Genomic DNA, 26,763 nt, shown 5'->3' on the forward strand with positions numbered 1-26,763 from the left:
GCAGGGTTTTTTGTATCTGAAGCCTGACGAGGATGAGAACCTCCGGGGGCAAGAGGTTCGACCCGAGCGAAGCGAGAGAACGTTGCGTCAGCAACGGCCCGCAGGGCGAGCCACGCAGTGGCGAGTCATCCTCTATCACCGACCAAATTCAGAAACCCTGCTCAACGAGCAGGGTTTTTTGTATCTGAAGCCTGACGAGGATGAGAACCTCCGGGGGCAAGAGGTTCGACCCGAGCGAAGCGAGAAAACGTTGCGTCAGCAACGGCCCGCAGGGCGAGTCATCCTCTATCACCGGCAGGTTGACGCTCTCACCACCAGTTCAGGCATGATCCCGTCGCTGTAGCTGATCTTCTCACCCGACAGAACGGCAAACAGGAGCGTGATTGCCTGTCGCGCCACCTCATCAAGATGCATATTCACTGCCGTCAGCGGCGGCAGCGATTCGCGCGCGCGGATACCATCATAGCGGGTGACCACGCGCATCTGCTCCGGGATAGCTACTGCCTGTTCCTGAAAAGCGCGTACCGCGCCGCTGGCAAAGGTGTCGATCAGCACCAGCACGCCGTCAACGTCGGGATGCGCCTGTAATAGCTGCTGCGCGGCCTGGTAGCCGGCATTTTCACCCTCGCTTTCATTGAGAGAGTAGACGACGGGGGCCTGGCGCCCCGCGCACCAGCGCTGGTAAGCCGCTTCGCTCTCCAGAACTGATGTTCGCCGAGTGTTACCGACAAATAACGCACATTTGCTGGCGCCGGAGGCCTCCAGATGCGTTAGCAGAAGCTGTGCTGTTGCCGCCGAGTGCAGCTCAACCCACGGCACAGGCGTGTCGGTCCCCGGCGTGCGGCCAATGGTGACGCAAGGAATGCCCGCTTGCACCAGCGCCTGGAGCTGCGGGTCGTTCTCCGCCGGCTCAATCAGGATCGCCGCGTCAAAGCTGACGGCATCCAGTGGATTTGCCCCCGGCGGCACCAGAATCAGCGCATGCTGTTTTTCCAGCGCCATCATCGCGGACGTTAACGCCACCTCCATCATAAATCCCAGTCGTGACGCGCCGGAGGCAATCGCCAGCGGCACCGAAGAGAGCAAGGCAATGGTATTGGTTTTGCCGGTTCGCAACTGGCGGGCGCGAATATTCGGCGTGTAGTTGAGCGCAGCAATGGCCTCTTCAATACGCCGTCGCGTCTGCGGCTCGACAAAGCGGGTGTTGTGCAATGCATTGGATACCGTCCCTGGCGATACGCCTGCATGGCGGGCAACATCAATCAACTTTGCGCGTTTTTTATTTTGAACAGCCATCTGCTTCCTGACCTGCGAAAATTTGCGCACAGGGTAGCATATTTACCAGACGGTAACGTTTGCTTTTTTTCGATGGTGATCGTAAAAAACTCTTCATTAAAACGTTTTAATGGGGTATTTTGGCGCAAATTTATTCCTCAGGAGGCGATGTGGCACACTTAACTCAGGATTCGACTTTCACCCTTGGACGCCGTCCGGCGGGCCTTATCTACGCTGATAAAGCGAAGAGCTTTGGCGGCTATACGCTTTTTGCGCCGCAAACCGCCGAAGGGCGGGTTTATCTGGTGGACGAGCAGGGCGAAGTCGCGCATCAGTGGCAGCTTCCGGTTCGCGCCGGGCGTGATGCGGTGCTGCTGCCGAACGGTAATCTGGGTTATAACGGCAGCCACCGCGCTTCAGCGAACCTCTATCCGGCGTGGGATCTCTGGCACGGCGGCGACTTCTACGAAGTGACGCCGGATAACGAAATCGTCTGGCATTACGAAGATATTTACCATCACCATGATGCGCAATGGTTGGCGAACGGTAATCTGCTGTATACCGCCGCGTCGCCGTTGCCTGCCGATATCGCCGCCCGTGTTACCGGCGGCGACCCGCGACGTGATGCGCCGGACGGCGTGATTCAGAGCGACGTCGTCAAAGAGGTCAATCGCGACGGTGAAGTGGTCTGGGAATGGCGTGCCTGGGAGCATTTGAATCCGGAAGATTTCCCGATTCATGATATTTTCGACCGCCGCCACTGGCCGATGATTAACGGCCTGTCCGTCACCCGTGATGGCCTGGTACTGATGAGCCTGCGTACCACTTCCGGCGTCATTGCCGTGGATAAAGAGAGCGGGAAGGTTATCTGGCATGCAGGGCCGGAAGTCGTAGCGCAGCAGCACACGCCGGTTGAGATGGAGAACGGGTCGATTCTGGTTTTCGATAACGGCAACCTGCGTCCCGGCGTCACCTCGCCGCATTCCACGGTGCTGGAGTTCGATCCGCAGACCAAAGCGATTACCTGGCAGTATCGCGATATCTTCCCGCCGGCGTTTTTCTCGCCGTATATGGGGAGCGCGCAGCGGCTGGCGAACGGCAACACCTTTATCTGTGAATCGGCATTTGGCCGCCTGTTTGAAGTCACCCCGGAAGGCGAAACGGTATGGGAATATATCATTCCGTTCTTTAATGAATATCCGGAGCACCTCAGTAAAGGCATTATTCCTGGAAAACAGAACAGCGCCTTCCGTGCGCATCGCTATGCCGCTGATGCCATTAGTTGGTTGAAATAATACAGACCGCCAGCCCGCGCTGGCGGTTATTTTTTTGATGTTTTATGGGAGTTAATCATGCCGCAACCTGGCCTTACTACGCCGGATAACGATGCATTACCCTGGCAAACCACCTTACTTTTGGCGCTTCAGCATGTGCTGGTCGTTGCCGCCACCCCCATTACCTCCGTCTTTCTGATCGCCAAAGCGCTCCACTTTACCGATACGGTGACCGCCTCGGTACTTAGCGCGACCTTTCTGATGTGCGGTCTGGGCGCTATTTTGCAAAGCCTGGGTGTGAAAGGGGTGGGCGCGCGTTTGCCGTTTATTATGGTACCGGGGGGCGCGCCGATTGCGATTTTCGTTGCGATCGCTTTACAGACCAATATCCAGACCGCGATTGGCGCCGTAATTCTGACCTCGCTGTTCTACTTTATCGCGTTGCCGATTTTCCGCCGCTGCCTGCACCATTTTCCCCCCTTTATCATTGGCATCATGCTGCTAATGGTGTCGATTAACCTTATTCGCCTGTACGGCGGGTTGATCATTGGCCAGCCAGGGAGCGCCGACTTCGCTCATCCAACCAGTATCATTTTATCGCTGGGAACTATCCTGATAACGCTGATTTTCGCGCTGGCGTTTAGCGGTATTTTGCGCCAGCTGGCGGTGATGTTCGGCCTTTTAGCGGGAACGCTGCTGGGAATGGCGCTGGGCAGCACCGATTTTAGCGGTGTTAGTCACGGGCCGCTGTTTAGTTTCCCACAGCTTTTGCCGTTCGGCTGGCCGATTTTTGATCTCTCCGCCTCGCTACCGTTACTGATTTACGCGGTCATCTCTATGGCTGAAGCAACCGGGCAAACGATTGCGACCGCGGAAATAGTCAATTCCACGCAAAATGTGCAGCAGACGATTCCACGTACCATTCGTGGTGATGCGGTAATGTCGCTGCTGGGGGGGATTTTTGGCACCTCCTTAATTATCACCTCCGGCGAAAATATTGGGGTGGTACGCACCACTAACGTGAAATCGCGTTTCGTGACTGCGGCTGCCGGAGGATTGTTAATCCTGATTGCCATATTCGCGCCGCTGGTACGTCTGGCGACCTGTCTGCCAGGTTCGGTGGTTTGTGGTACGGCGGTGATTGTGTTCAGCATTATCGGGGTGATTGGTATCGATATGATCGCTCGTGAACCGTTGCACACACCGGGCAAAACCTACGCGCTGGCAATGGGGCTGGCGATGGGCATGCTGCCTATTCTGGTGCCGGGTCTTTATCAAAATTTCCCTTCAGGCGTGCAGATGGTGTTTGGTAACGGCATGGCGGCGGGGACGTTGACGGCGATTCTGGTGAACTCGTTGTTTAACTGGAGCGAAAAGCGCACGCAGGCCAGGGTCAAAAGTTAGTTTTTGTGATCGCGGTAGGCCGCACGACGGCCTACTTATTTACAATTTTGTGACATATTCGATGGTGTTTTTCAATGTCCGGGTAACTCTTTTTTGCACACGGCTTATGGATAACCTCAGCATTTTCGCCTGTGCGTTTTAGCGTTAGTGGTATTAATCGCTCAGATAATCAACATATCGAAAGAAATTTTTCAATTAATGTCTAATTGTTAATCACTAACTGTTGCAAAATATTAAGTGAATAACTCTGCCTTTCTGCCTATAGCACAAATTTCCCTGCTGAAAATACCCTTCTGAACTTTTTTTAATCTTTGTTTGTTAATTCTCACCGTTGTTGTAAAAGCTGGTTACCTGTATTGACGTTTTGACATTCTATTGACAGATTGTAGGGAATGAGGGGCATTTTATGGAGAATCCGCACTGCAACTCAGTCGATTATGCGAACGGAATCCCCACCTCTCACTACTGACCTGACCAGGTAAAAAACAAAAAAGGCCGGGCGGTAAAAGCCTTTGCAAAGGGCAAAACAACATACATCACAATTGGAGCAGAAGAATGAGTATTTCCTTGAAGAAGTCAGGGATGCTGAAGCTTGGTTTGAGCCTGGTGGCCATGACCGTTGCAGCAAGCGTGCAGGCCAAAACCCTGGTTTATTGTTCAGAAGGCTCGCCGGAAGGCTTTAACCCACAGCTCTTTACGTCTGGCACCACCTATGATGCCAGTTCCGTACCTATCTATAACCGTCTGGTTGAATTCAAAACCGGCACCACGGAAGTGATCCCGGGTCTTGCTGAGAAGTGGGATATCAGCGAAGACGGTAAAACCTATACGTTCCACCTACGTAAAGGGGTGAAATGGCAATCCAGCAAGGATTTCAAACCCACGCGCGAGCTGAACGCCGATGATGTCGTGTTCTCTTTTGACCGGCAGAAAAACGAGCAGAACCCGTACCATAAAGTGTCTGGCGGCAGCTATGAATACTTTGAAGGCATGGGGCTGCCGGATCTGATTAGCGAAGTGAAGAAGGTAGACGATCACACGGTGCAGTTTGTGCTGACGCGTCCGGAAGCGCCGTTCCTTGCCGATTTAGCCATGGACTTCGCCTCTATTCTTTCCAAAGAATATGCTGACAACATGCTGAAAGCCGGTACGCCGGAAAAAGTGGATCTGAACCCGGTCGGCACTGGCCCGTTCCAACTGGTGCAATATCAGAAAGACTCCCGCATTCTCTACAAAGCCTTTGACGGCTACTGGGGCACGAAGCCGCAGATTGACCGTCTGGTCTTCTCCATCACGCCTGACGCCTCTGTGCGTTACGCCAAACTGCAGAAGAACGAATGTCAGGTGATGCCGTATCCGAACCCGGCGGATATTGCGCGCATGAAAGAAGATAAAAACATCAACCTGATGGAGCAGGCCGGTCTGAACGTGGGTTATCTCTCCTATAACGTACAGAAAAAACCGCTGGATGATGTCAAAGTTCGCCAGGCGTTGACCTATGCCGTGAATAAAGAGGCCATCATCAAAGCCGTTTATCAGGGCGCGGGCATTGCGGCGAAAAACCTGATCCCGCCGACAATGTGGGGTTACAACGACGATATTAAAGACTATGGCTACGATCCGGAAAAAGCGAAGGCGCTGCTGAAAGAAGCCGGTCTGGAAAAAGGCTTCACCATCGATCTGTGGGCGATGCCGGTACAGCGTCCCTATAACCCGAATGCGCGTCGTATGGCGGAAATGATCCAGGCGGACTGGGCGAAGATTGGCGTTCAGGCCAAAATTGTCACCTATGAATGGGGCGAATACCTCAAGCGCGCTAAAGATGGCGAGCACCAGACGGTGATGATGGGCTGGACCGGCGATAATGGCGATCCGGATAACTTCTTCGCCACGCTGTTCAGCTGCGATGCCGCCCAGCAAGGCTCCAACTATTCAAAATGGTGTTATAAGCCGTTTGAAGACCTGATTCAGCCTGCGCGTGCGACCGACGACCATAACAAGCGTATTGAGCTCTATAAACAGGCCCAGGTTGTGATGCATGACCAGGCGCCAGCGCTAATCATCGCTCACTCCACGGTTTATGAGCCAGTGCGTAAAGAAGTTAAAGGCTATGTGGTTGATCCATTAGGCAAACATCACTTCGAAAACGTCTCTGTCGAATAATTAAAAGAGCGCTGCGCCCCGGTGTTGTGTAGGCCGGATAAGCGCAGCGCCATCCGGCGTAATGCTTTATCCGCGATGCAGTTTGCGTGGGATAAGATTTGTGAGCAATACAGACTCACGGTTCCAGGCCGTGCGTCATGAGAGAGAATTCGGGTTATGTTGCAGTTCATTCTCCGACGTTTGGGACTCGTTATCCCGACGTTTATCGGTATTACCCTTCTCACCTTTGCCTTTGTCCACATGATCCCCGGCGATCCGGTGATGATCATGGCGGGTGAGCGAGGTATTTCCCCTGAGCGTCATGCTCAACTGCTGGCTGAACTCGGTCTTGATAAACCGATGTGGCAGCAGTACCTCCATTATATCTGGGGGGTGATGCATGGCGATTTAGGCATCTCGCTGAAAAGCCGAATCCCCGTGTGGGACGAGTTCGTACCTCGCTTTAAAGCGACGCTGGAACTTGGCGTCTGCGCCATGATTTTTGCCGTCGCCGTGGGGATTCCGGTGGGCGTGCTGGCCGCAGTGAAGCGCGGTTCTATCTTCGATCACACTGCCGTTGGCCTGGCGCTGACCGGTTACTCTATGCCTATCTTCTGGTGGGGCATGATGCTGATCATGCTGGTCTCCGTCCACTGGAACCTGACGCCGGTTTCCGGGCGCGTGAGCGATATGGTGTTCCTTGATGATACCAATCCGTTGACTGGCTTTATGCTGATCGACACCGCTATCTGGGGCGAAGAGGGTAACTTTATTGATGCGCTGGCGCATATGATCCTGCCTGCGATGGTGCTCGGCACAATCCCGCTGGCCGTCATTGTGCGTATGACCCGTTCGTCGATGCTGGAAGTGCTGGGGGAGGATTACATCCGTACCGCACGCGCCAAAGGGTTGACCAGGATGCGCGTCATTATCGTCCATGCTCTGCGTAACGCCATGCTGCCAGTCGTCACCGTGATCGGCCTGCAGGTCGGGACGCTGCTGGCGGGCGCGATTCTGACAGAAACTATCTTCTCGTGGCCCGGTCTGGGGCGCTGGCTGATCGATGCGCTGCAACGCCGCGATTATCCGGTAGTGCAGGGCGGCGTGTTACTGGTAGCGACGATGATTATTCTCGTCAACCTGCTGGTAGACCTGCTGTACGGCGTGGTGAACCCGCGTATTCGGCATAAGAAGTAAGGGGCCATCATGTCACAGGTTACTGAAAATAATGTTAATGCCGCACCGGCGCCCATGACGCCATTGCGGGAGTTCTGGCACTATTTTAAACGCAACAAAGGCGCGGTCGTCGGGCTGGCGTATGTTCTCATCGTGATCCTGATTGCGGTGTTTGCCAACTTTATTGCGCCGTACAACCCGGCAGAGCAGTTCCGTGATGCGCTGCTGGCGCCGCCGGTCTGGCAGGAAGGCGGCAGTTGGGCGCATATTCTGGGAACGGATGATGTTGGTCGCGATGTCCTCTCGCGCCTGATGTATGGCGCGCGTTTGTCACTGCTGGTCGGCTGTCTGGTGGTCGTCCTGTCGCTGGTAATGGGGATTATTCTCGGCCTGGTCGCGGGCTACTTCGGCGGTCTGGTCGATAACATCATCATGCGCGTGGTCGATATTATGCTGGCCCTGCCGAGCCTGCTGCTGGCGCTGGTGCTGGTGGCGATCTTCGGCCCCTCCATCGGCAACGCTGCGCTGGCGTTGACGTTTGTGGCGCTGCCGCACTATGTCCGCTTAACTCGCGCGGCGGTTCTGGTAGAGGTGAACCGCGATTATGTGACTGCCTCCCGCGTGGCGGGCGCAGGCGCAATGCGTCAGATGTTCGTCAATATTTTCCCGAACTGCCTTGCGCCGCTGATTGTTCAGGCGTCACTGGGCTTCTCTAACGCCATTCTCGATATGGCCGCCCTCGGCTTTCTTGGCATGGGCGCACAGCCGCCAACGCCGGAGTGGGGCACCATGCTCTCTGACGTATTGCAGTTCGCGCAAAGCGCCTGGTGGGTGGTGACCTTCCCGGGGCTGGCGATTCTGCTGACGGTACTGGCATTTAACCTGATGGGTGACGGTCTGCGTGACGCGCTCGATCCCAAACTGAAGCAGTAAGAGGTTCGAGATGGCGTTATTAAATGTAGATCAATTATCGGTGCACTTCGGTGACGAAGGGACACCGTTCAAAGCCGTCGACCGCATTAGCTACAGCGTGAAGCAGGGTGAGGTGGTCGGTATTGTCGGCGAGTCTGGTTCCGGCAAATCCGTCAGCTCGCTGGCGATTATGGGGCTTATCGATTACCCAGGCCGCGTGATGGCGGAAAACCTGCTCTTTAACGGACAGGATCTGAAGCGCATTTCCGAGAAGGAACGTCGCAACCTGGTGGGCGCTGAAGTGGCGATGATTTTCCAGGACCCGATGACCAGCCTCAATCCTTGCTATACCGTTGGCTTTCAGATTATGGAAGCCATCAAGGTACATCAGGGCGGGAACAAGAAAACCCGTCGTCAGCGAGCGATTGACCTGTTGAACCAGGTGGGCATTCCCGATCCGGCTTCTCGTCTGGATGTCTATCCGCACCAGCTTTCTGGCGGCATGAGTCAGCGTGTGATGATTGCGATGGCAATAGCCTGTCGACCAAAGCTGTTAATTGCCGATGAACCGACCACGGCGCTGGATGTGACCATTCAGGCGCAAATTATTGAGCTGCTGCTGGAGTTGCAGCAAAAAGAGAACATGGCGCTGGTGCTGATTACCCATGACCTGGCGCTGGTGGCGGAAGCGGCGCACAAAATTATCGTCATGTACGCCGGGCAGGTCGTCGAAACAGGCGCTGCGCAGGATATTTTCCGCGCGCCGCGTCATCCGTATACCCAGGCATTGCTACGTGCCTTACCAGAGTTTGCGCAAGATAAAGCGCGTCTGGCGTCGCTGCCGGGCGTGGTGCCGGGGAAATATGACCGACCGACGGGTTGTCTGCTTAACCCTCGCTGCCCCTACGCCACGGACAGATGTCGTGCGGAAGAACCTGCTCTCAACCAACTGGACGATGGACGTCAGTCAAAATGTCATTACCCACTCGATGATGCCGGGAGGCCCACACTATGAGTACGCATGAGGCCACCTTGCAACAGCCGCTGTTGCGGGCTATCGACCTGAAAAAACACTATCCGGTGAAGAAGGGGATCTTTTCTCCGGAACGGCTGGTAAAAGCGCTGGACGGCGTGTCGTTTAATCTCGAACGCGGTAAAACGCTGGCCGTAGTGGGGGAGTCCGGTTGTGGAAAATCCACACTGGGTCGCCTGCTGACGATGATTGAAACGCCAACCGGCGGCGAGCTTTATTACCAGGGGCAGGATCTGCTCAAACACGATCCGCACGCGCAGAAACTGCGGCGGCAGAAAATTCAGATTGTGTTTCAGAACCCCTACGGTTCCCTGAACCCACGCAAGAAAGTGGGGCAAATTCTGGAAGAGCCGTTGCTGATCAATACCAGCCTGAGTAAAGCGCAGCGTCGTGAAAAAGCGCTGGCGATGATGGCGAAGGTGGGGCTGAAAACCGAGCACTACGACCGCTATCCGCATATGTTCTCCGGCGGCCAGCGTCAGCGTATCGCTATCGCCCGCGGTCTGATGCTTGATCCGGACGTAGTGATTGCCGACGAACCGGTCTCCGCGCTCGACGTGTCGGTGCGCGCCCAGGTGCTGAACCTGATGATGGATTTGCAACAGGAGTTGGGGCTGTCTTATGTCTTTATCTCGCACGACCTGTCGGTGGTGGAACACATCGCCGATGAAGTAATGGTCATGTACTTAGGCCGCTGCGTGGAGAAAGGGACCAAAGAGCAGATTTTTAACAATCCACGTCATCCCTATACCCAGGCGTTGCTCTCCGCCACGCCGCGGCTGAATCCGGACGATCGCCGTGAGCGGATTAAGCTGACCGGCGAGTTGCCGAGTCCGCTGAACCCGCCGCCGGGCTGCGCCTTCAACGCCCGCTGCCGCCGTCGCTTCGGACCCTGTACGCAGTTACAGCCGCAGCTTAAAGAGTACGACGGCCAGTTGGTGGCCTGCTTTGCCGTCGATCAGGATGAAAATCCGCAGAAACCGCTGAGTTAATTGCGTTTTATGCCGGATGGCGGCTGCGCCTTATCAAGCCTACACCGTACCTGTAGGCCTGGTAAGCGTAGCGCCACCGGGCATGGCTCTCCGGTACGACTTATTCAATCAATTTTAATAACGGCGACAGGCACAACAATATTCCATATAACAGAATAAGCCAGGTTTTCAGGCCGCGTAATTTTTCCAGTTGCGCTACTTTATAAATCAGGAAAAAAGGAATAATACACGCGACAATGCCATAAAGCGGACTGCCTAACTGGAAAAAGACCAATACTGAGACGCGAAACGAAACCCAAATAACCAGAGTAACCACGATAAAGACACAGATTCCAGATGTCAGTAACAGTGGGTTGACGTTTTTGACATCCATAATACGACTCAATACATTCAGTACAATACCTTTAAGCGCTTCGTGAAAACCTAAATAAATACCAAAGAACGCGGTAAGTACGGCAAAAATATTGAGGATGGTAGAGGTAATGTGGATGATATGGCCAGGGATTACCTGAGCTGCCAGCGCAAGGGCGGAAATATTCTGCTCGAATGCTGACACCGCCTCTTCATGACTAATCGAAAAGGTAAACGAGAACGAGAAAAAGAGAATAATGGCAATCAGCGTAATATAGCTAATGCGATGCGTGCGAATCGCCATCCGGGTGGCCAGCACACGGTCAGGTTCGCGCTTACGATAGGCGATGTTCATTGGGTTTAGCACCTGAATGAAGACCGCAGAAAAGAAGCAAAATGGGATAGTGAGCAGTACGTCGCGAAAGAAAACCGATGCGGCGGGAAAGGCGGAAATATTATCAAGGTTCCAGTGTGGGATCATAGCGAAACCGAATATCAGAATGATCCCGACTTTTACCACCACCATCGGGCCGGAAATTTTAAATAATAACTTTTCCCCGCCGGAGGCAATCGCCACCAGCACGGCGAAAATCGCGACTTTATAGATAATAGACTGCGAAAGATCGGCCTCAGTAAGGCCGAAGGTTTTGATATAGGAGGCGCTATCAAACACCACCGACAGGGAATAAATAAACACCCCGTGGATAATCATAAGAAAATAGATTACACCGAGAAAAATGCCCCAGTTTTTGCCAAGATAGTGACTGATAATATCCGTATAATCGTCACAGGTTTCGCTTTCAGATAACGTTTTTAGATAAATATCCTGCACAATATAGGTAGCGGGATAGGCGATGATAAAAGCGGTAATAAATACCCAGATCCCCTTGAGACCGATTTGTACTGGCATTAAGACGGTACCGGCGCCGATCGCCATTCCGATACACAAGAGCACCCAGCCAAAATCATATTTTGTAAACGGTAATCTCGTTGAAAGCGGTGTGGTCGTAGCGTTACTGTTATTTAATGGTAATGTGTCGTCCTGCATAGAGCCCCCTGCCCAAAATATACGCAGCTCTCTCATAAAGAATGCTGCCTATAACCAGGCTATAGTGCCTTGATACCCGATGCGGCAAACCGGTGACAGCGGTTCGCCGAGCAATCGTCAGAATGCTGCTTTTCTGCTGGCGTGTTCAAGGTCATGAATAATATCGTCGGGATCTTCAGGTCCCGCTGAAAGACGGATAAGTTCGTCGGTAATACCTGCTTTTAGCCATTCCTCTGGCGCAACAGGCGAATATGTCATAGACGCAGGATGCTGAACGAGGGTTTCGGTATCACCGGGACTGGCCGCGAGGAGGCATAATTTACAGAATTGAGCGGCTGACTGCCAGCCTCAGAAATGCTGAATGTATTCTGGCAAATAAAAGTAATCGTCTGCGAAGCGTCACGCAGATTGCACGTTAGCGCCGTGCCGGGACGGGGATTTTGCCGTAATATCAGCAGCAAGCCGGGTTTACCCGGTGAGGCGCAATGTTGCGGGGGCTTGATCCCCGGCGGCATAGGTTGCTGGATAGAGAAAACCCCCGCACGTTGACTGGTATAAACCTGGCAACCTGACGGGGGCTAACTTGAACCTCAACACATCAAGGATAGCCGCGAACGGTTGCCATTGCAACAAGGCGGCTATATGACGCTTACGCAGTTGGGCGTGGCCTTCTGGCACGATCTGGCGGCGCCGATCATTGCTGGCATTATCGCCAGTGTGATCGTCAACTGGCTACGTGACAGGAAGTAACGCGTTTTGAGCGTCTGTCCGCCGTAATGGCAACATGCGCCCGAACCAGGCCGCAGGGGAAACCTTGCGGCCTTTTTCGGTTTACTGTGGGTAAGGCACCCAGTCGCCGCCATTCAGACGAACGTAGGGCTTACCCTGGTACTGAATCACCACCGCATTAGCGTTTTCTGAAACCGGCGCGGTTTGCGGCAGATTGCTGGTCAGCTTGTTCCAGTTCACACTGTCTTCGGTAAAGAGCTTACCGTCCACGGCGCGTACGACCAGTTCGGAAATCGCCAGGTAGCTGCTCGGCTGATTAATATCAATCGGCGCGCCCTCATGCGGGGCTTTCATGCCAAAAAATTTCACGCCCGCCGGGACGTTGGTGATGGAGGGGCTGGGAATATCGCGCAGGCCTGAGATCTGCATTCTGTCGCCCTTCAGCGCGCCGCCGTGCTCCGGTACGACGACCACCATCACCTTACGCCCGGATTTCTCCAGTTCGGTAAAGAAGGCGTCCAGTTCATCGAACAGTTTCTGCGCGCGGATTTTATAATCCGCCGTTTTGCTGACGCCGGGGAAGTGGTTGCCATCGTGCAGCGGCAGCAGGTTAAAGAACGTCGCGGAGCGGGAATTGGCTTCACGTTCTTCCCCTGTCAACCAGCGGTTCAGGACCGCCAGATCGTCATATACCGGCGAGCCGTCGAATGACAGCAGGGCGGTTGGCAGGCCGGACTGGTTCATCAGTTCGCTCTGCATACCGCCGTTTTCGCGAACTTCTTTCAGGAAGCCGCCAAATTCACCGTTATGATCCATCATCAGATGCTGAGTAAAACCCAGCTTCGCCAGATTATCAAACAGATAACATTCGTTATCGGCTGGTTGATAAAGTCGGGTATGCGATGGTTGACCACAGCTGGCGCGCAGCAGACGAATGGCCGCCGGGCCGCTGTAAGACGTACCGGAATTAAAGTGTTTAAACAAAATGTCAAAGTGCGACCATAGCGGATGTGACATCAAGCCTGCCGCTTCGACATCCGACCAGGAGAGCGAACAAATATTGATGACCAATAGGTCGAACGGCTGCGCATCAGGCGGAAGCTGCGCCGGGAACGTCGTTTTCCGCTTTTCTTCCGCGGCATAGAAGGTGTTCAACCAGGCGTTCAGATTCGCGGTCGTCGGCGGCGCGGTTTGCGCAGGCATATCGCCGATGACCGGCTTATCGCCCGCTGTCGCGACGGTAGCGGCCGCATTACCGCCAGTCGTCGTCACCGTATCGGTTGGCTGGCCTGCCGGCCACAGCGTAAAAACCGGGCCGGTTAATGTCAGGACATTCAGCCATACCATGATGGCGACCACAAACACCGTGACCCGAATCCACTGTGATAAAAAAAGCCAGGCAACCAGCAGTACGAAGATGGCGCCGATCATTTGCCAGTTAATAAAACGGGCGATCAGATCGAGCAGATAACCGGAGCTGAATTCCGCCACCTGCGTCCCCTGACTCATAATGCTTTGCGGGCCGGGCAGCCAGGTATCATGCCAGAACAGCGCGAAGCCGACGGGAATGGCAATCCAGTGGCGCAACCGGTGAAGGCGATACTTTGGTATTGGCATGAGCAGAAACGCCATGAATACCAGATTCAGTAAAGGATGAAAATTCAGATAGCCTGCCCACAGCAGGCCAAACTTGACCAGAAAATAGAAGTTCCAGCCGGAAAGACCGCGCCAGTACTGCCAGAGCGGAGAAGGCATTGATGGAGTTTGAGTATGCTGAGTCATTTTTTGTCTGCCTTGACTTTCGTAGCGCGGCGCAGAGTTCCGGCTGGTTTTACATAACGAGGTTTGGCAAATAGCAGCCGGGTCGTATCACTGATACGGCGTAGCGAATGACGCGCCAGATACCCCAGCGGAAAGAAAATCAGCGCGCAAAAAAGAATAATTTGCACGATATCGCTGATGGTCATCATGATGCACGCTCCGCGGTGTCGTCGAGCAGTCGCAGGGGTTCAGGAATACGACGCCAGATGCGGCCATCGTGTTCGGCATTTATTACCGGGTCGGCGCGTTTTGCCAGCGGTAGCGGCGTTCCCCACAGTTCCGGCGACAATAAGCGCATCTGCACCAGCTCGGCGCTGATTTGTTTATCTTCGAACCAGACCATACGATTAGAGAAAATATCGCCCGTCGGCAAAGGGAAAATATGGTTTAACGCGGTATCCAGATCGTTGACCCGGCAGAATGATAAAAACAGCACCAGACGGTTGCCGCCGATGGTCATAATATCGCCGGTTCGGCTTGGCCGACATAATGTTAACGCCTGCTCAACCCGAATGCCCGGTACCGGGCGCAGCGCGACCAGAACGCCTTTCCCGTCGGCGGGGAGCAGGGTGTTGCTCATCATCGTATGGATGGCATCGCAGAAGGTATCCCACGGCTGAAAACCGCGCAGTTTCAACGGCTGCGTCATCGACAGTAGCGTGGTGATGTCTTCCGGTACGTAACGGCTGAACTGCTGCCCCTGCACGCTTTCAATAAGCGTCAGGCAGCGTGAAAGCGGGGCGTTCCAGGGAATGATCATATTCGCGCCGCAGCCCAGCAGCAGGCGCTCATCGGTGGCGCGCAAACTGGCGATATTTTCGCGCACGACAATTTTCAGCGCGCTTCCCCGTTGGCGCCGCAAAGTATGAATGCGACGAGCAAGCGGCTCGATTTGGTTGTTCTGTGTAAGCGAAAAAATAATTGTCGCGGCCTGCGCCGTGCGCGCGTCGTTGAATAGCGCTTCGTTATTGTCGAAAAGCGTCCAGTGTTCCGAGAGCGGCGGCGCGCCTTCAAGGACGGCGACGTGGCTAAGAATGCGTTTTTCGTCGCTACGCGGCTGAATTGCCGTCTCCTCCTGATGGGATAGCGTCCAGCGTTCGTCCTGCTGACACAGCAATAACTGCTGTCGGGCGCTGACGCCTTTTTCGTTACACCAGAAGGCAATATCGAACAAATGTTGGTCGCCCTGAAAACGTAAACTGGCGAGGCCGAAAAGTGAGCGATACTCACCCATCAACAACGAGGACTGTTTATCGCTATTATTACAAGGGTTAATAACCAACAATGAACAGTGATGAAAACGAGTCCATTTATTCATTTTTTCCAGCCATTTATGCAGGCTTTCTGACGTTATATTCCGCCACGTGTTATTTGCACAAATAAGAATGAAAAAGTAATGCGTCGGGTTAACAGAACAAAGCAAATCGTGGGGCAAAGAGTATAGCCCTTTTTCTGAATCCGGCATGGTAAATAAGCGGATTTTCTCCGGACCGTGAGATTCATCTAATTTGATTACTTTGCCAGGATCGCCTTCCATGCCGATGACGGCGACATTTGCATTCTCCGTTTGTGACGCAATCGTTTGATTCACCAGGCTGATGGCATCTTGCTGGCGATCGGCGTTAACCCACCAGACGCCGCCGGTTGGCATATGGCGCAGTTCATCCCATAATGATGAGATGCCGAGAGAAAATACGGGGTCCACAGTGTCCCTCATGTCACTATTTTAACTGTTTATCAGTTTACTAGCGAAAGCACAGAAATAAACCTAACATTGAAATTAAAACGCATCAGATTTAGCATGTGAATCAATTTGCCCGGCAGGATGCCCTGTAACTCTGCGCTTTGCATTTTTACACATTATAAATGATGTCACGGAAAGATGAAAAATGCGCGTTCTCCCGTATTGACGACGGGGCGTAATGCTGCCAGTGAGAAATATTTAAAAAGGAGCAACCAGAATGTATAACAATGAACCTGGCGCTCAGTCCGATCCAACGTTGGGCTACACTTTTCAAAATGATTTTCTGGCATTAAGCCAGGCGTTTTCACTACCCGAAATAGATTACACCGATATTTCCCAACGCGAACAGTTGGCGGCGGCGATTAAAAGATGGCCACTCCTGGCTGAATTTGCGCAACCACATTCATTAAGGAAGCCATGAATGGCGATTCTGGGACTGCAGGGCGTGCGCGGCGGGGTGGGAACCACATCTCTCACCGCAGCACTCGCCTGGGCGTTACAAATCTTAGGGGAAAATGTCCTGGTGATTGACGCCAGCCCCGATAACCTGCTGCGCATGTCGTTTAACGTCGACTTCGTCCATCAGGGCGGTTGGGCGCGATCGTTGCTGGATGGCCAGGACTGGCGCGATGCCGGATTACGTTATACCTCACAGCTTGATCTACTGCCGTTTGGACAGCTCACCGCGCAAGAGCGGGAAAATCCGCAGGCCTGGCAGGAGACGCTGGAAGAGATCGGATCGGCTATCCAGGCGCTGAAAGCGAGCGGGCGTTATAGCTGGATTTTACTGGACTTGCCCTACGGCGCGTCACCGCTGACAGGGCAGCTGGTGAGCCTCTGCGACCATACGCTGGCGATAGCCCAGGTTGACGCTAACTGCCATATTCGCCTTCATCAGCAGGCATTGCCTGCCGGAGCGCATATTCTGATCAATGACTTACGCATTGGCAGTCAGTTACAGGACGATCTGTACCAGGTCTGGCTGCAAAGCCAGCGCCGGTTGCTGCCTATTGTGATCCATCGCGATGAGGCGATGGCGGAGTGCATGGCGTCGAAACAGCCGTTAGGCGAATATCGCAGCGATTCGTTAGCCGCCGAAGAGGTGTTAACGCTGGCGAACTGGTGCCTGCTGCATGATGCGGGCGACAAAACGTCCGCCGGGAGCCTGCGATGAGCGCCCTTTCCCGGTGGCTGCTTATCCCGCCGGTTAGCGCGCGCTTGAGCGAGCGCTATCAGGGTTACCGCCGCCACGGCGCGTCGCCGTTTAGCGCAGCGCTCGGCTGCCTGTGGACGATTCTGGCGTGGATAGTGTTTCCGCTTGAGCATCCGCGCTGGCAGCGTATTCGCGACGGGCATAAAGCGCTTTACCCGCATATTAACGCCGCCCGCCCGCGCCCGCTGGACCCGGCCCGCTACCTCATTCAGACCCTCTGGCTGGTGATGATCTCGTCGACTAAAGAACGCCATGAACCGCGCTGGCGGTCATTTGCGCGCCTGAAGGACGTTCGTGGACGTTACCATCAATGGATGGATACCTTACCGGAACGGGTGCGCCAAAAGACAACGCATCTGGAAAAGGAAAAAGAGCTGGGACATCTTAGCAACGGCGCCCGGCGTTTTATTCTGGGCGTTATCGTGACCTTTTCACTGATACTGGCGCTGATCTGTATTACGCAGCCATTTAACCCGCTATCGCAATTTATCTTTCTGCTGTTGCTGTGGGGCGTTGCGCTGTTGGTACGACGTATGCCGGGACGCTTTTCCGCGCTGATGCTCATCGTGCTGTCGCTAACGGTCTCCTGTCGTTATATCTGGTGGCGCTATACCTCGACGCTAAATTGGGACGACCCGGTCAGTCTGGTGTGCGGACTGATTCTGCTGTTTGCGGAAACCTACGCCTGGATTGTGCTGGTGCTGGGGTACTTCCAGGTGGTGTGGCCGTTAAATCGTCAACCGGTGCCGTTGCCGAAAGAGATGTCGCAGTGGCCGACGGTGGATATTTTTGTACCGACCTATAACGAAGACCTTAATGTGGTCAAAAATACCATTTACGCTTCGCTTGGCATTGACTGGCCGAAGGACAAGCTGAATATCTGGATCCTTGATGACGGCGGGCGCGAATCATTTCGTCATTTTGCCCGACATGTTGGCGTGCATTACATTGCCCGCGCCACGCATGAACATGCCAAAGCCGGCAACATCAACAATGCGCTAAAACACGCGAAAGGCGAGTTTGTGGCGATCTTCGATTGCGACCATGTGCCGACACGCTCGTTTCTGCAAATGACAATGGGCTGGTTCCTGAAAGAAAAACAGCTGGCGATGATGCAGACGCCGCATCATTTCTTCTCCCCGGACCCGTTTGAGCGCAACCTGGGACGTTTTCGTAAAACGCCTAACGAAGGCACGCTGTTTTACGGACTGGTGCAGGACGGTAACGATATGTGGGACGCCACTTTCTTTTGCGGATCGTGCGCGGTGATTCGCCGTAAGCCGCTGGATGAGATTGGCGGTATCGCCGTTGAGACGGTGACGGAAGATGCGCATACTTCGCTCCGGCTGCACCGGCGAGGTTATACCTCAGCGTATATGCGCATTCCGCAGGCGGCGGGACTGGCGACGGAAAGCCTGTCGGCGCATATCGGGCAGCGTATTCGTTGGGCGCGGGGCATGGTGCAAATTTTCCGCCTCGATAACCCTCTGTTTGGTAAAGGCTTAAAACTGGCGCAGCGGCTGTGCTACCTCAACGCGATGTTCCATTTCTTGTCCGGCATTCCGCGCCTGATCTTTCTGACCGCGCCGCTGGCTTTTCTGCTGCTGCACGCCTATATCATTTATGCGCCTGCGTTGATGATTGCGCTATTTGTGATACCGCACATGGTCCACGCCAGCCTGACTAACTCGAAGATTCAGGGCAAGTATCGTCACTCTTTCTGGAGTGAAATCTATGAAACGGTACTGGCATGGTATATCGCACCGCCGACTCTGGTCGCGTTGATCAATCCGCACAAAGGGAAATTTAACGTCACGGCGAAAGGCGGGCTGGTGGAAGAGAAGTACGTCGACTGGGTAATCTCGCGTCCGTATATCTTCCTTGTCTTGCTTAACCTGCTCGGCGTGGCGGCGGGCGTATGGCGATACTATTACGGGCCGGAAAATGAAACGCTGACCGTCATCGTTAGCCTGGTGTGGGTCTTCTACAACCTGGTCATTCTCGGCGGCGCGGTTGCGGTTTCGGTAGAGAGTAAACAGGTCAGGCGCGCGCATCGGGTCGAGATTGCCATGCCGGGGGCTATCGCCCGCGAAGATGGACATTTGTTCTCCTGTACCGTACATGACTTCTCCGACGGCGGGTTAGGCATCAAGATCAACGGTCAGGCGCAGGTGTTGGAAGGGCAGAAAGTGAATCTGTTGCTCAAACGCGGGCAGCAGGAATATGTCTTTCCAACGCAGGTGGTGCGCGTAACGGGCAATGAGGTCGGACTACAACTGATGCCGCTCACCACCAAACAACATATTGATTTTGTGCAGTGTACCTTCGCGCGCGCCGATACGTGGGCGCTTTGGCAAGATAGCTTCCCGGAAGATAAACCGCTGGAAAGCTTGCTGGATATTCTGAAGCTGGGCTTCCGCGGATATCGCCACCTCGCGGAGTTCGCGCCGCCTTCAGTAAAAGTAATTTTCCGATCGTTGACGGCGTTAATTGCCTGGATTGTATCGTTTATTCCGCGTCGCCCGGAGCGGCAAGCGGCGATACAGCCGTCGGATCGGGTTATGGCTCAGGCTCAACAATGATGATAATGCGATGAAAAGAAAATTGTCCTGGATGTGTGCGGCGGTAATAGGATTAAGCGCGTTTCCTGCTTTCATGACGGCGGCGGCGCCTGCTACGCCGCCATTGATAAATGCTGAACCCACCGAGCCTGCGCCGTCGCCCGCAACTGAGGCGCCCGTCGTGGCGCAGACCGCGCCTTCGCGCGAGGTCAAGCTGACCTTTGCGCAAATCGCGCCGCCGCCGGGCAGTATGGCGCTGCGTGGCGTTAACCCTAACGGCGGCATTGAATTTGGTATGCGCAGCGATGAAGTGGCGTCGAAAGCGGTGCTGAATCTGGAATATACGCCCTCGCCGTCGCTCCTGCCGGTTCAGTCGCAGCTCAAGGTTTATCTCAATGATGAACTGATGGGCGTACTGCCGGTGACAAAAGAGCAGTTGGGGAAAAAGACGCTGGCGCAGGTACCTATCAATCCGCTATTTATCACCGACTTTAACCGGGTGCGGCTGGAGTTTGTCGGCCACTATCGCGACGTGTGTGAAAACCCGGCCAGCAGTACTCTGTGGTTAGACATCGGGCGAAATAGCGCCCTGGATCTGACCTATAACATGCTGGCGGTGAATAACGATCTGTCCCACTTCCCGGTGCCGTTTTTTGATCCGCGGGATAACCGTCCGGTGACGTTGCCGATAGTGTTTGCTGATATGCCGGACCTGGCGCAGCAGCAGGCGGCTTCTATTGTCGCGTCCTGGTTTGGCTCGCGGGCGGGCTGGCGCGGTCAGCGCTTCCCGGTGTTGTATAATCACCTGCCGGATCGCAATGCGATCGTGTTCGCCACCAACGATCGACGCCCCGATTTCCTGCGCGATCATCCTGCGGTTAACGCGCCGGTTATCGAGATGATGAGCCATCCGGATAATCCGTATGTGAAGTTGCTGATCGTGTTTGGTCGAGATGATAAAGACCTGTTGCAAGCGGCAAAAGGTATCGCGCAAGGGAATATTCTCTTCCGTGGTTCCAGCGTGGTGGTCAACGATGTAAAACCGCTGCTGGCGCGCAAACCGTATGATGCGCCGAACTGGGTGCGTACCGATCGCCCGGTCACTTTTGGCGAGCTGAAAACCTATGAAGAGCAGCTCCAGTCGAGTGGGCTGGAGCCGGCGCCCATCAACGTTTCTTTGAATCTGCCGCCGGACCTCTATTTGCTGCGTAGCAACGGTATTGATATGGATCTCAACTACCGTTATACCTCGCCGCCGACCAAAGACAGTTCACGGCTGGATATCAGTCTGAATAACCAGTTCCTGCAAGCCTTTAGCCTTAACAGCACGCAGGAAACTAATCGACTCCTGTTGCGCTTGCCGGTACTTCAGGGACTGCTGGATGGTAAAACGGATGTGTCTATTCCGGCGCTCAAACTGGGGGCGATGAACCAACTACGTTTTGACTTCCGCTACATGAATCCGATGCCGGGCGGGTCGGTGGACAACTGTATTACCTTCCAGCCGGTACCGAATCATGTGGTGATAGGGGATGACTCCACTATCGATTTTTCGAAATATTACCACTTTATCGCGATGCCGGATTTACGCGCGTTCGCCAATGCGGGTTTCCCGTTCAGCCGGATGGCCGACTTGTCTGACACGCTGGCGGTGATGCCGAAGACCCCAACCGAAGCGCAAATGGAAACGCTGCTGAATACGGTCGGCGCCATTGGCGGGCAGACCGGTTTCCCGGCAATTAATCTGACCATCACCGATGATAGCGCTCAGATAGCCGACAAAGACGCCGACCTGCTGATTATTGGCGCTATTCCGGGCAAGCTAAAAGACGATAAGCGTATCGATCTGTTGGTGCAGGCGACACAAAGCTGGGTAAAAACCCCGATGCGGCAGACCGCTTTCCCGTCGATTATGCCGGATGAGGCCGATCGCGCGGCGGATGCGCAGTCCACCGTCACCGCCAGCGGCCCGATGGCGGCGGTGGTGGGCTTCCAGTCGCCGTTTAATGATCAGCGCAGCGTGATTGCTCTGCTGGCTGACAGCCCGCGCGGCTACCAGCTACTGAACGACGCTGTGAACGACAGCGGTAAACGCGCCGCGATGTTTGGTTCCGTGGCGGTGATCCGCGAGTCCGGCGTTCACAGTCTGCGCGTTGGCGATATCTATTACGTCGGACATCTGCCGTGGTTTGAGCGGCTGTGGTATGCGCTGGCGAATCACCCGGTGCTGCTGGCGGTACTGGCGGCCCTCAGTGTGGTATTACTGGCGTGGGTATTGTGGCGTCTGCTACGTATTCTCAGTCGCCGTCGTCTCGACCCTGACCATGAGTAACGCATGATGACTATGCTGCGCGGATGGATAACGATGATCGTCATGCTGACGGCAATAAATGCGCAGGCGGCCTGTAGCTGGCCTGCGTGGGAACAGTTCAAGAAAGATTACATTAGCCAGCAGGGACGCGTTATCGATCCGGGCGATGCGCGAAAAATTACCACCTCCGAAGGGCAAAGCTACGCCATGTTCTTTGCCCTGGCAGCGAACGATCGACCGGCGTTCGCGCAACTGTTTAACTGGACGCAAAACAATCTGGCGCAGGGATCGCTGCGTGAACATCTGCCCGCCTGGCTGTGGGGGCAAAAAGATCCCGACACCTGGTCGGTGCTGGACAGCAACTCCGCGTCCGACGGCGATATCTGGATGGCATGGTCGCTGCTGGAGGCCGGTCGTCTGTGGAAAGAGACGCGTTATACCGAGGTGGGCACGGCGTTGCTAAAACGCATCGCCCGCGAAGAGGTCGTGAATGTGCCGGGGCTGGGCTCAATGCTGCTACCTGGCAAAATCGGCTTTGCCGAGGCGAATAGCTGGCGTTTTAACCCAAGCTATCTGCCGCCGCAGTTGGCGCAATACTTTAGCCGTTTTGGCGCGCCGTGGTCGACGTTACGGGAAACCAATTTGCGGCTTTTGCTGGAAACCGCGCCGAAAGGTTTCTCGCCGGACTGGGTGCGTTATGAAAGCAAGCCAGGCTGGCAGTTGAAAGCGGAAAAGACGCTGATCAGTAGCTACGATGCGATTCGCGTCTATTTATGGGCGGGAATGATGCATGATGGCGATCCGCAAAAAGCGCGTTTACTGGCGCGATTTAAACCGATGGCGACGTTAACGATGAAAAACGGCGTTCCACCGGAGAAAGTGGATGTCGTCAGCGGGAACGCGCAAGGGACGGGGCCGGTCGGGTTTTCCGCCGCTTTACTGCCTTTCCTGCAAAATCGCGACGCCCAGGCCGTGCAGCGACAGCGGGTCGCAGACCATTTTCCTGGCAGCGATGCCTATTACAACTATGTGCTGACTCTCTTTGGACAAGGCTGGGATCAGCACCGTTTTCGCTTCACCGTCAAAGGTGAATTATTACCTGACTGGGGCCAGGAATGCGTAAGTTCACGTTAAGTCTCATGCACGCTTTTTTGCCGGCTGGCGGTCGAAACGCCTTACCTGGCAAAAGGGGCGTTTCTCGGGCATTGTTGGTGTTATCGCTTGGTATGGCGCTAACACCGCTTGCCGGCGCAGCGACCTCCGCGCAGCAACAGTTGCTGGAGCAGGTTCGGCTGGGCGAGGCCACGCACCGTGAGGACTTAGTCCGTCAGTCGCTCTATCGCCTGGAGCTGATCGACCCCAATGATCCACAGGTTATCGCCGCCCGTTTCCGCTATCTGTTGCGCCAGGGGGATAGCGACGGGGCGCAGAAGCTACTTGACCGGCTGGCGCAACTGGCGCCGGAGTCGACGGCGTATCAATCTTCCCGCACCGCGATGCTGCTCTCCACGCCGCAAGGACGCCAGTCTTTGCAGGAGGCGCGTTTACTGGCGACGACCGGCCATACTGAACAAGCGATCGCCAGCTACGACAAGCTGTTTAAAGGTTATCCGCCGGAGGGCGAACTGGCGGTCGAATACTGGACGACCGTGGCGAAATTGCCCGCCCGCCGTCACGAAGCGATTAACCAGCTACAGAAAATCAATGCCGTCAGTCCGGGTAATAACGCTCTGCAAAATGCGCTGGCGCAACTGTTGTTCGCCAGTGGGCGGCGCGATGAGGGATTTGCGGTGCTAAAACAGATGGCGAAATCCAGTACGGGACGCAGCGCGGCCTCCGCCATCTGGTACCAGCAGATAAAAGATCTCCCGGTTAGCGACGCCAGCGTAAAAGCGTTGCAAGACTATCTGACGCAGTTTAGCGAAGGCGATAGCGTGTCTGCCGCCCGCGCCCAGCTTAGCGAGCAGCAAAAACAGTTAGCCGATCCGGCGTTCCGTGCGCGCTCGCAGGGCATCGCGGCGGTTAATGCCGGAGAAGGCGGTAAGGCCATTGCGCAATTGCAGCAGGCGGTGAGCGCCCGGCAGGACGACAGCGAGGCGGTCGGCGCGCTGGGGCAGGCATACTCACAGCGTGGCGATCGCGCCCGCGCCGTCGCGCAGTTTGAAAAGGCGCTGGCGATGGCGCCGCACAGCAGCAGCCGCGATAAGTGGGAGAGTCTGCTGAAGGTCAATCGCTACTGGCTGTTAATTCAGCAGGGCGACGCGGCCTTAAAAGCGAATAATCTGGCCCAGGCGGAGCGTTTCTATCAGCAGGCGCGAGCAGTGGATAACACCGACAGCTACGCGGTACTGGGGCTGGGGGATGTGGCGATGGCGCGCAAAGATAATGCCGCCGCCGAACGTTATTATCAGCAGACGCTGCGTATGGATAGCGGTAATACCAATGCTGTACGCGGGCTGGCGAATCTTTATCGCCAGCAGTCGCCGCAAAAAGCCGCCGCGTTTATCGCTTCTCTTTCCGCCAGCCAGCGGCGCAGTATCGACGATATCGAACGCAGTCTGGAAAATGACCGTCTGGCGCAGCAGGCGGAAACGCTGGAAAGCGAGGGCAAATGGGCGCAGGCCGCAGAACTGCACCGTCGTCGGCTGGCATTAGATCCGGGGAGCGTGTGGGTGACGTACCGACTGTCACGCGATCTGTGGCAGGCCGGGCAGCACGCCCAGGCCGATGCGCAAATGCGCTCTCTGGCGCAGCAGAAGCCAAACGATCCGGAACAGGTCTATGCTTATGGACTTTATCTTTCCGGCAGCGATCGGGACCGGGCGGCGCTGGCGCATCTCAATACCCTGCCGACCAGCCAGTGGAACAGCAATATTCAGGAACTGGCGGGCCGATTGCAAAGTAACCAGGTGCTGGAAAGCGCTAACCGCTTGCGCGATAGCGGCAAAGAACGCGAAGCGGAAGCGTTGTTACGTCAGCAGCCGCCCTCTACGCGCATTGCGTTAACGTTGGCGGACTGGGCGCAGCAGCGTGGCGATAATGCGGCGGCCCGCGCCGCTTATGACGCCGTTCTGGCGCGGGAACCGGGTAATGTCGATGCCATGCTGGGGCGGGTGGAAATCGACATCGCACAGGGCGATAACGCTGCGGCGCGCGCTCAACTGGCGGCGCTGCCTGCGTCGCAAATCACCTCTATTAACATGCAGCGCCGCGTCGCGCTGGCGCAGCTCCAGCTTGGCGATATTACGGCGGCGGCGCGGACCTTTAACCGCATTACGCCGCAGGCAAAAGCACAGCCGCCATCAATGGAAAGCGCGATGGTATTGCGTGACGCCGCCGCTTTTCAGGCGCAAACGGGCGAGCCGCAGCGGGCGCTGGAGACCTACAAAGACGCAATGGTCGCCGCGGCGATTACGCCGGTTCGTCCCCAGGATAACGATACCTTTACCCGCCTGACGCGCAATGATGAAAAAGATGACTGGCTAAAACGCGGCGTGCGTAGCGATGCGGCGGAGCTGTACCGTCAGCAGGATCTCAATGTCACGTTGGCGCACGATTATTGGGGGTCGAGCGGGACTGGCGGTTACTCCGATCTGAAGGCGCATACCACGATGCTTCAGGTGGATGCGCCCTGGTCGGACGGACGGGCGTTCTTTCGTACTGATATGGTGAATATGGATGTTGGCCGCTTCTCTACGGATGCTGATGGAAAATACGATAATAACTGGGGTACCTGTACGCTGGAGAAATGCAGCGGACATCGTAGCCAGGCCGATACGGGCGCGAGCGTGGCGGTCGGCTGGCAGAATGAGACCTGGCGCTGGGATATCGGCACGACGCCGATGGGCTTTAATGTCGTTGATGTGGTCGGCGGCGTCAGCTACAGCGACGATATCGGGCCGTTGGGTTATACCCTGAACGCGCATCGTCGCCCGATCTCCAGCTCGCTGCTGGCGTTTGGCGGACAAAAGGACGCCAGCAGCAATACCGGCACCAAATGGGGCGGCGTGCGGGCCAACGGCGGCGGCGTCAGTCTCAGCTATGATAAAGGCGAAGCAAACGGTGTCTGGGCGTCGCTCAGCGGCGACCAGTTGAGCGGTAAAAATGTGGAAGATAACTGGCGCGTGCGCTGGATGACCGGTTATTACTATAAGGTGATTAACGAGAATAACCGCCGCGTTACCGTCGGGCTGAATAACATGATCTGGCATTACGACAAAGATTTGAGCGGTTATTCACTGGGTCAGGGCGGTTATTATAGCCCGCAGGAATACCTGTCGTTTGCGGTGCCGGTGATGTGGCGGCAGCGTACGGAAAACTGGTCGTGGGAGCTGGGCGGCTCGGTATCCTGGTCGCACTCCCGCAACCGTACCATGCCGCGTTATCCGCTGATGAATTTGATTCCGGCGGATTATCAGGAGGATGCGCGTGACCAGACCAACGGCGGCGGCAGCAGCCAGGGATTTGGCTATACCGCGCGGGCGCTCATTGAACGCCGTGTTACTGCCAACTGGTTTGTGGGTACGGCTGTCGATATTCAGCAGGCGAAAGATTATACCCCCAGTCATCTGCTGCTGTATGTCCGTTATTCCGCGGCGGGCTGGCAGGGGGATATGGATTTACCGCCGCAGCCTCTGGTGCCTTACGCTGACTGGTAATCATTGCGTCAGGCCTACGAATTGACAGGCGTCGTAGGCCTGAGAAGCGCAGCGCCATCAGACGCTATCATTAACCGTTATTCAGAAAAGTCCTTTTCAGATACAGCCTCTCTTAATGC

19 protein-coding genes, 2 other RNA genes and 1 pseudogene are annotated in these 26,763 nt (G+C 55.3%); 16 read left to right on the plus strand and 6 right to left on the minus strand.

Features of this window, described 5'->3' with window-relative positions; genetic code table 11:
* Nucleotides 1–11: 11 nt before the first annotated feature.
* Nucleotides 12–145, plus strand: a non-coding RNA gene (locus NBA72_RS08880) — RtT sRNA.
* A 34-nt stretch (nucleotides 146–179) separates the two neighbouring features.
* Nucleotides 180–298: non-coding RNA, RtT sRNA (locus NBA72_RS08885), on the plus strand.
* Here the strand turns inward: NBA72_RS08885 and NBA72_RS08890 are convergent.
* Nucleotides 289–1,296 carry a LacI family DNA-binding transcriptional regulator gene (locus NBA72_RS08890; protein ID WP_000290693.1) on the minus strand — a complete coding sequence of 336 codons (1,008 nt, stop codon included), beginning with the start codon at nucleotides 1,294–1,296 and terminating at the stop codon, nucleotides 289–291. The genes NBA72_RS08885 and NBA72_RS08890 overlap by 10 nt on opposite strands.
* A 149-nt stretch (nucleotides 1,297–1,445) precedes the next feature.
* On the opposite strand from NBA72_RS08890, the gene NBA72_RS08895 reads away from it, so the two are divergent.
* From NBA72_RS08895 to dppF, 7 genes are all read left to right on the plus strand, one after another.
* Nucleotides 1,446–2,570, plus strand: coding sequence for an aryl-sulfate sulfotransferase (locus tag NBA72_RS08895; RefSeq protein ID WP_000940810.1), 1,125 nt, complete (start codon nucleotides 1,446–1,448; stop codon nucleotides 2,568–2,570).
* 57 nt (nucleotides 2,571–2,627) lie between these two features.
* The gene (locus NBA72_RS08900; RefSeq protein ID WP_042948508.1) at nucleotides 2,628–3,953 is read left to right on the plus strand and encodes a uracil-xanthine permease family protein; all 1,326 of its coding nucleotides are present in this window, start codon (nucleotides 2,628–2,630) and stop codon (nucleotides 3,951–3,953) included.
* A gap of 555 nt (nucleotides 3,954–4,508) precedes the next feature.
* On the plus strand, nucleotides 4,509–6,116 hold the full coding sequence (gene dppA, locus NBA72_RS08905; protein WP_042948506.1) for a dipeptide ABC transporter periplasmic-binding protein DppA: 1,608 nt from the start codon (nucleotides 4,509–4,511) through the stop codon (nucleotides 6,114–6,116).
* A 156-nt stretch (nucleotides 6,117–6,272) separates the two neighbouring features.
* Nucleotides 6,273–7,292, plus strand: a complete 1,020-nt coding sequence (gene dppB, locus NBA72_RS08910) for a dipeptide ABC transporter permease DppB (protein WP_000938843.1) — start codon at nucleotides 6,273–6,275, stop codon at nucleotides 7,290–7,292.
* Nucleotides 7,293–7,301: 9 nt separating this feature from the next.
* Complete coding sequence (gene dppC / locus NBA72_RS08915; RefSeq protein ID WP_000084690.1) at nucleotides 7,302–8,204, plus strand: dipeptide ABC transporter permease DppC; 903 nt, start codon at nucleotides 7,302–7,304, stop codon at nucleotides 8,202–8,204.
* Between the two features lie 10 nt (nucleotides 8,205–8,214).
* A complete protein-coding gene (gene dppD / locus NBA72_RS08920) occupies nucleotides 8,215–9,198 on the plus strand; it encodes a dipeptide ABC transporter ATP-binding protein (protein WP_001196509.1) in 984 nt (327 codons plus the stop codon).
* Nucleotides 9,195–10,208, plus strand: coding sequence for a dipeptide ABC transporter ATP-binding subunit DppF (gene dppF, locus NBA72_RS08925; RefSeq protein WP_042948502.1), 1,014 nt, complete (start codon nucleotides 9,195–9,197; stop codon nucleotides 10,206–10,208). The genes dppD and dppF overlap by 4 nt, the downstream gene beginning before the upstream one ends.
* Before the next feature lie 100 nt (nucleotides 10,209–10,308).
* Here dppF and NBA72_RS08930 read toward each other — a convergent pair whose 3' ends face one another.
* Together NBA72_RS08930 and NBA72_RS08935 are read right to left on the minus strand one after the other, a co-directional pair.
* On the minus strand, nucleotides 10,309–11,607 hold the full coding sequence (locus tag NBA72_RS08930) for an aromatic amino acid transport family protein (RefSeq protein ID WP_001150163.1): 1,299 nt from the start codon (nucleotides 11,605–11,607) through the stop codon (nucleotides 10,309–10,311).
* A 117-nt stretch (nucleotides 11,608–11,724) separates the two neighbouring features.
* Nucleotides 11,725–11,877, minus strand: a pseudogene (locus NBA72_RS08935) (PLP-dependent transferase); the annotation flags it as partial.
* A gap of 372 nt (nucleotides 11,878–12,249) precedes the next feature.
* On the opposite strand from NBA72_RS08935, the gene NBA72_RS08940 reads away from it, so the two are divergent.
* Nucleotides 12,250–12,357: a type I toxin-antitoxin system toxin Ldr family protein gene (locus NBA72_RS08940; protein WP_001537650.1), complete on the plus strand. Its 108-nt coding sequence runs from the start codon at nucleotides 12,250–12,252 to the stop codon at nucleotides 12,355–12,357.
* Between the two features lie 81 nt (nucleotides 12,358–12,438).
* Here NBA72_RS08940 and bcsG read toward each other — a convergent pair whose 3' ends face one another.
* Genes bcsG through bcsE form a run of 3 tightly spaced genes read right to left on the minus strand, consistent with a single transcriptional unit; the run spans nucleotide 12,439 to nucleotide 15,874 of the window.
* Nucleotides 12,439–14,118 (minus strand): cellulose biosynthesis protein BcsG, encoded by a 1,680-nt coding sequence (gene bcsG / locus NBA72_RS08945; protein ID WP_000192022.1) that lies wholly within the window; start codon nucleotides 14,116–14,118, stop codon nucleotides 12,439–12,441.
* A complete protein-coding gene (bcsF, locus tag NBA72_RS08950) occupies nucleotides 14,115–14,306 on the minus strand; it encodes a cellulose biosynthesis protein BcsF (protein ID WP_000988321.1) in 192 nt (63 codons plus the stop codon). The genes bcsG and bcsF overlap by 4 nt, the downstream gene beginning before the upstream one ends.
* A complete protein-coding gene (bcsE, locus tag NBA72_RS08955; RefSeq protein WP_023197652.1) occupies nucleotides 14,303–15,874 on the minus strand; it encodes a cellulose biosynthesis c-di-GMP-binding protein BcsE in 1,572 nt (523 codons plus the stop codon). Before bcsE ends, bcsF begins: the two co-directional genes overlap by 4 nt.
* Nucleotides 15,875–16,118: 244 nt before the next feature.
* On the opposite strand from bcsE, the gene bcsR reads away from it, so the two are divergent.
* From bcsR to bcsC, 6 genes are read left to right on the plus strand one after another with little or no spacing between them, the layout of a single operon-like run.
* Nucleotides 16,119–16,322 (plus strand): cellulose biosynthesis protein BcsR, encoded by a 204-nt coding sequence (gene bcsR, locus NBA72_RS08960; protein ID WP_000282616.1) that lies wholly within the window; start codon nucleotides 16,119–16,121, stop codon nucleotides 16,320–16,322.
* On the plus strand, nucleotides 16,323–17,075 hold the full coding sequence (gene bcsQ, locus NBA72_RS08965) for a cellulose biosynthesis protein BcsQ (protein WP_042948497.1): 753 nt from the start codon (nucleotides 16,323–16,325) through the stop codon (nucleotides 17,073–17,075).
* Nucleotides 17,072–19,696 (plus strand): UDP-forming cellulose synthase catalytic subunit, encoded by a 2,625-nt coding sequence (gene bcsA, locus NBA72_RS08970; protein WP_001275339.1) that lies wholly within the window; start codon nucleotides 17,072–17,074, stop codon nucleotides 19,694–19,696. The genes bcsQ and bcsA overlap by 4 nt, the downstream gene beginning before the upstream one ends.
* A gap of 10 nt (nucleotides 19,697–19,706) precedes the next feature.
* The gene (bcsB, locus tag NBA72_RS08975) at nucleotides 19,707–22,007 is read left to right on the plus strand and encodes a cellulose biosynthesis cyclic di-GMP-binding regulatory protein BcsB (RefSeq protein ID WP_000823809.1); all 2,301 of its coding nucleotides are present in this window, start codon (nucleotides 19,707–19,709) and stop codon (nucleotides 22,005–22,007) included.
* 3 nt (nucleotides 22,008–22,010) lie between these two features.
* Nucleotides 22,011–23,120, plus strand: a complete 1,110-nt coding sequence (gene bcsZ, locus NBA72_RS08980; protein WP_042948494.1) for a cellulose synthase complex periplasmic endoglucanase BcsZ — start codon at nucleotides 22,011–22,013, stop codon at nucleotides 23,118–23,120.
* The gene (gene bcsC, locus NBA72_RS08985; protein WP_042948492.1) at nucleotides 23,102–26,644 is read left to right on the plus strand and encodes a cellulose synthase complex outer membrane protein BcsC; all 3,543 of its coding nucleotides are present in this window, start codon (nucleotides 23,102–23,104) and stop codon (nucleotides 26,642–26,644) included. Before bcsZ ends, bcsC begins: the two co-directional genes overlap by 19 nt.
* Nucleotides 26,645–26,763 lie beyond the last annotated feature (119 nt).

Origin of the sequence: Salmonella sp. NW1250 (genome assembly GCF_051812965.1) — a bacterium.
Classification (GTDB): Bacteria; Pseudomonadota; Gammaproteobacteria; order Enterobacterales; family Enterobacteriaceae; genus Salmonella; species Salmonella enterica.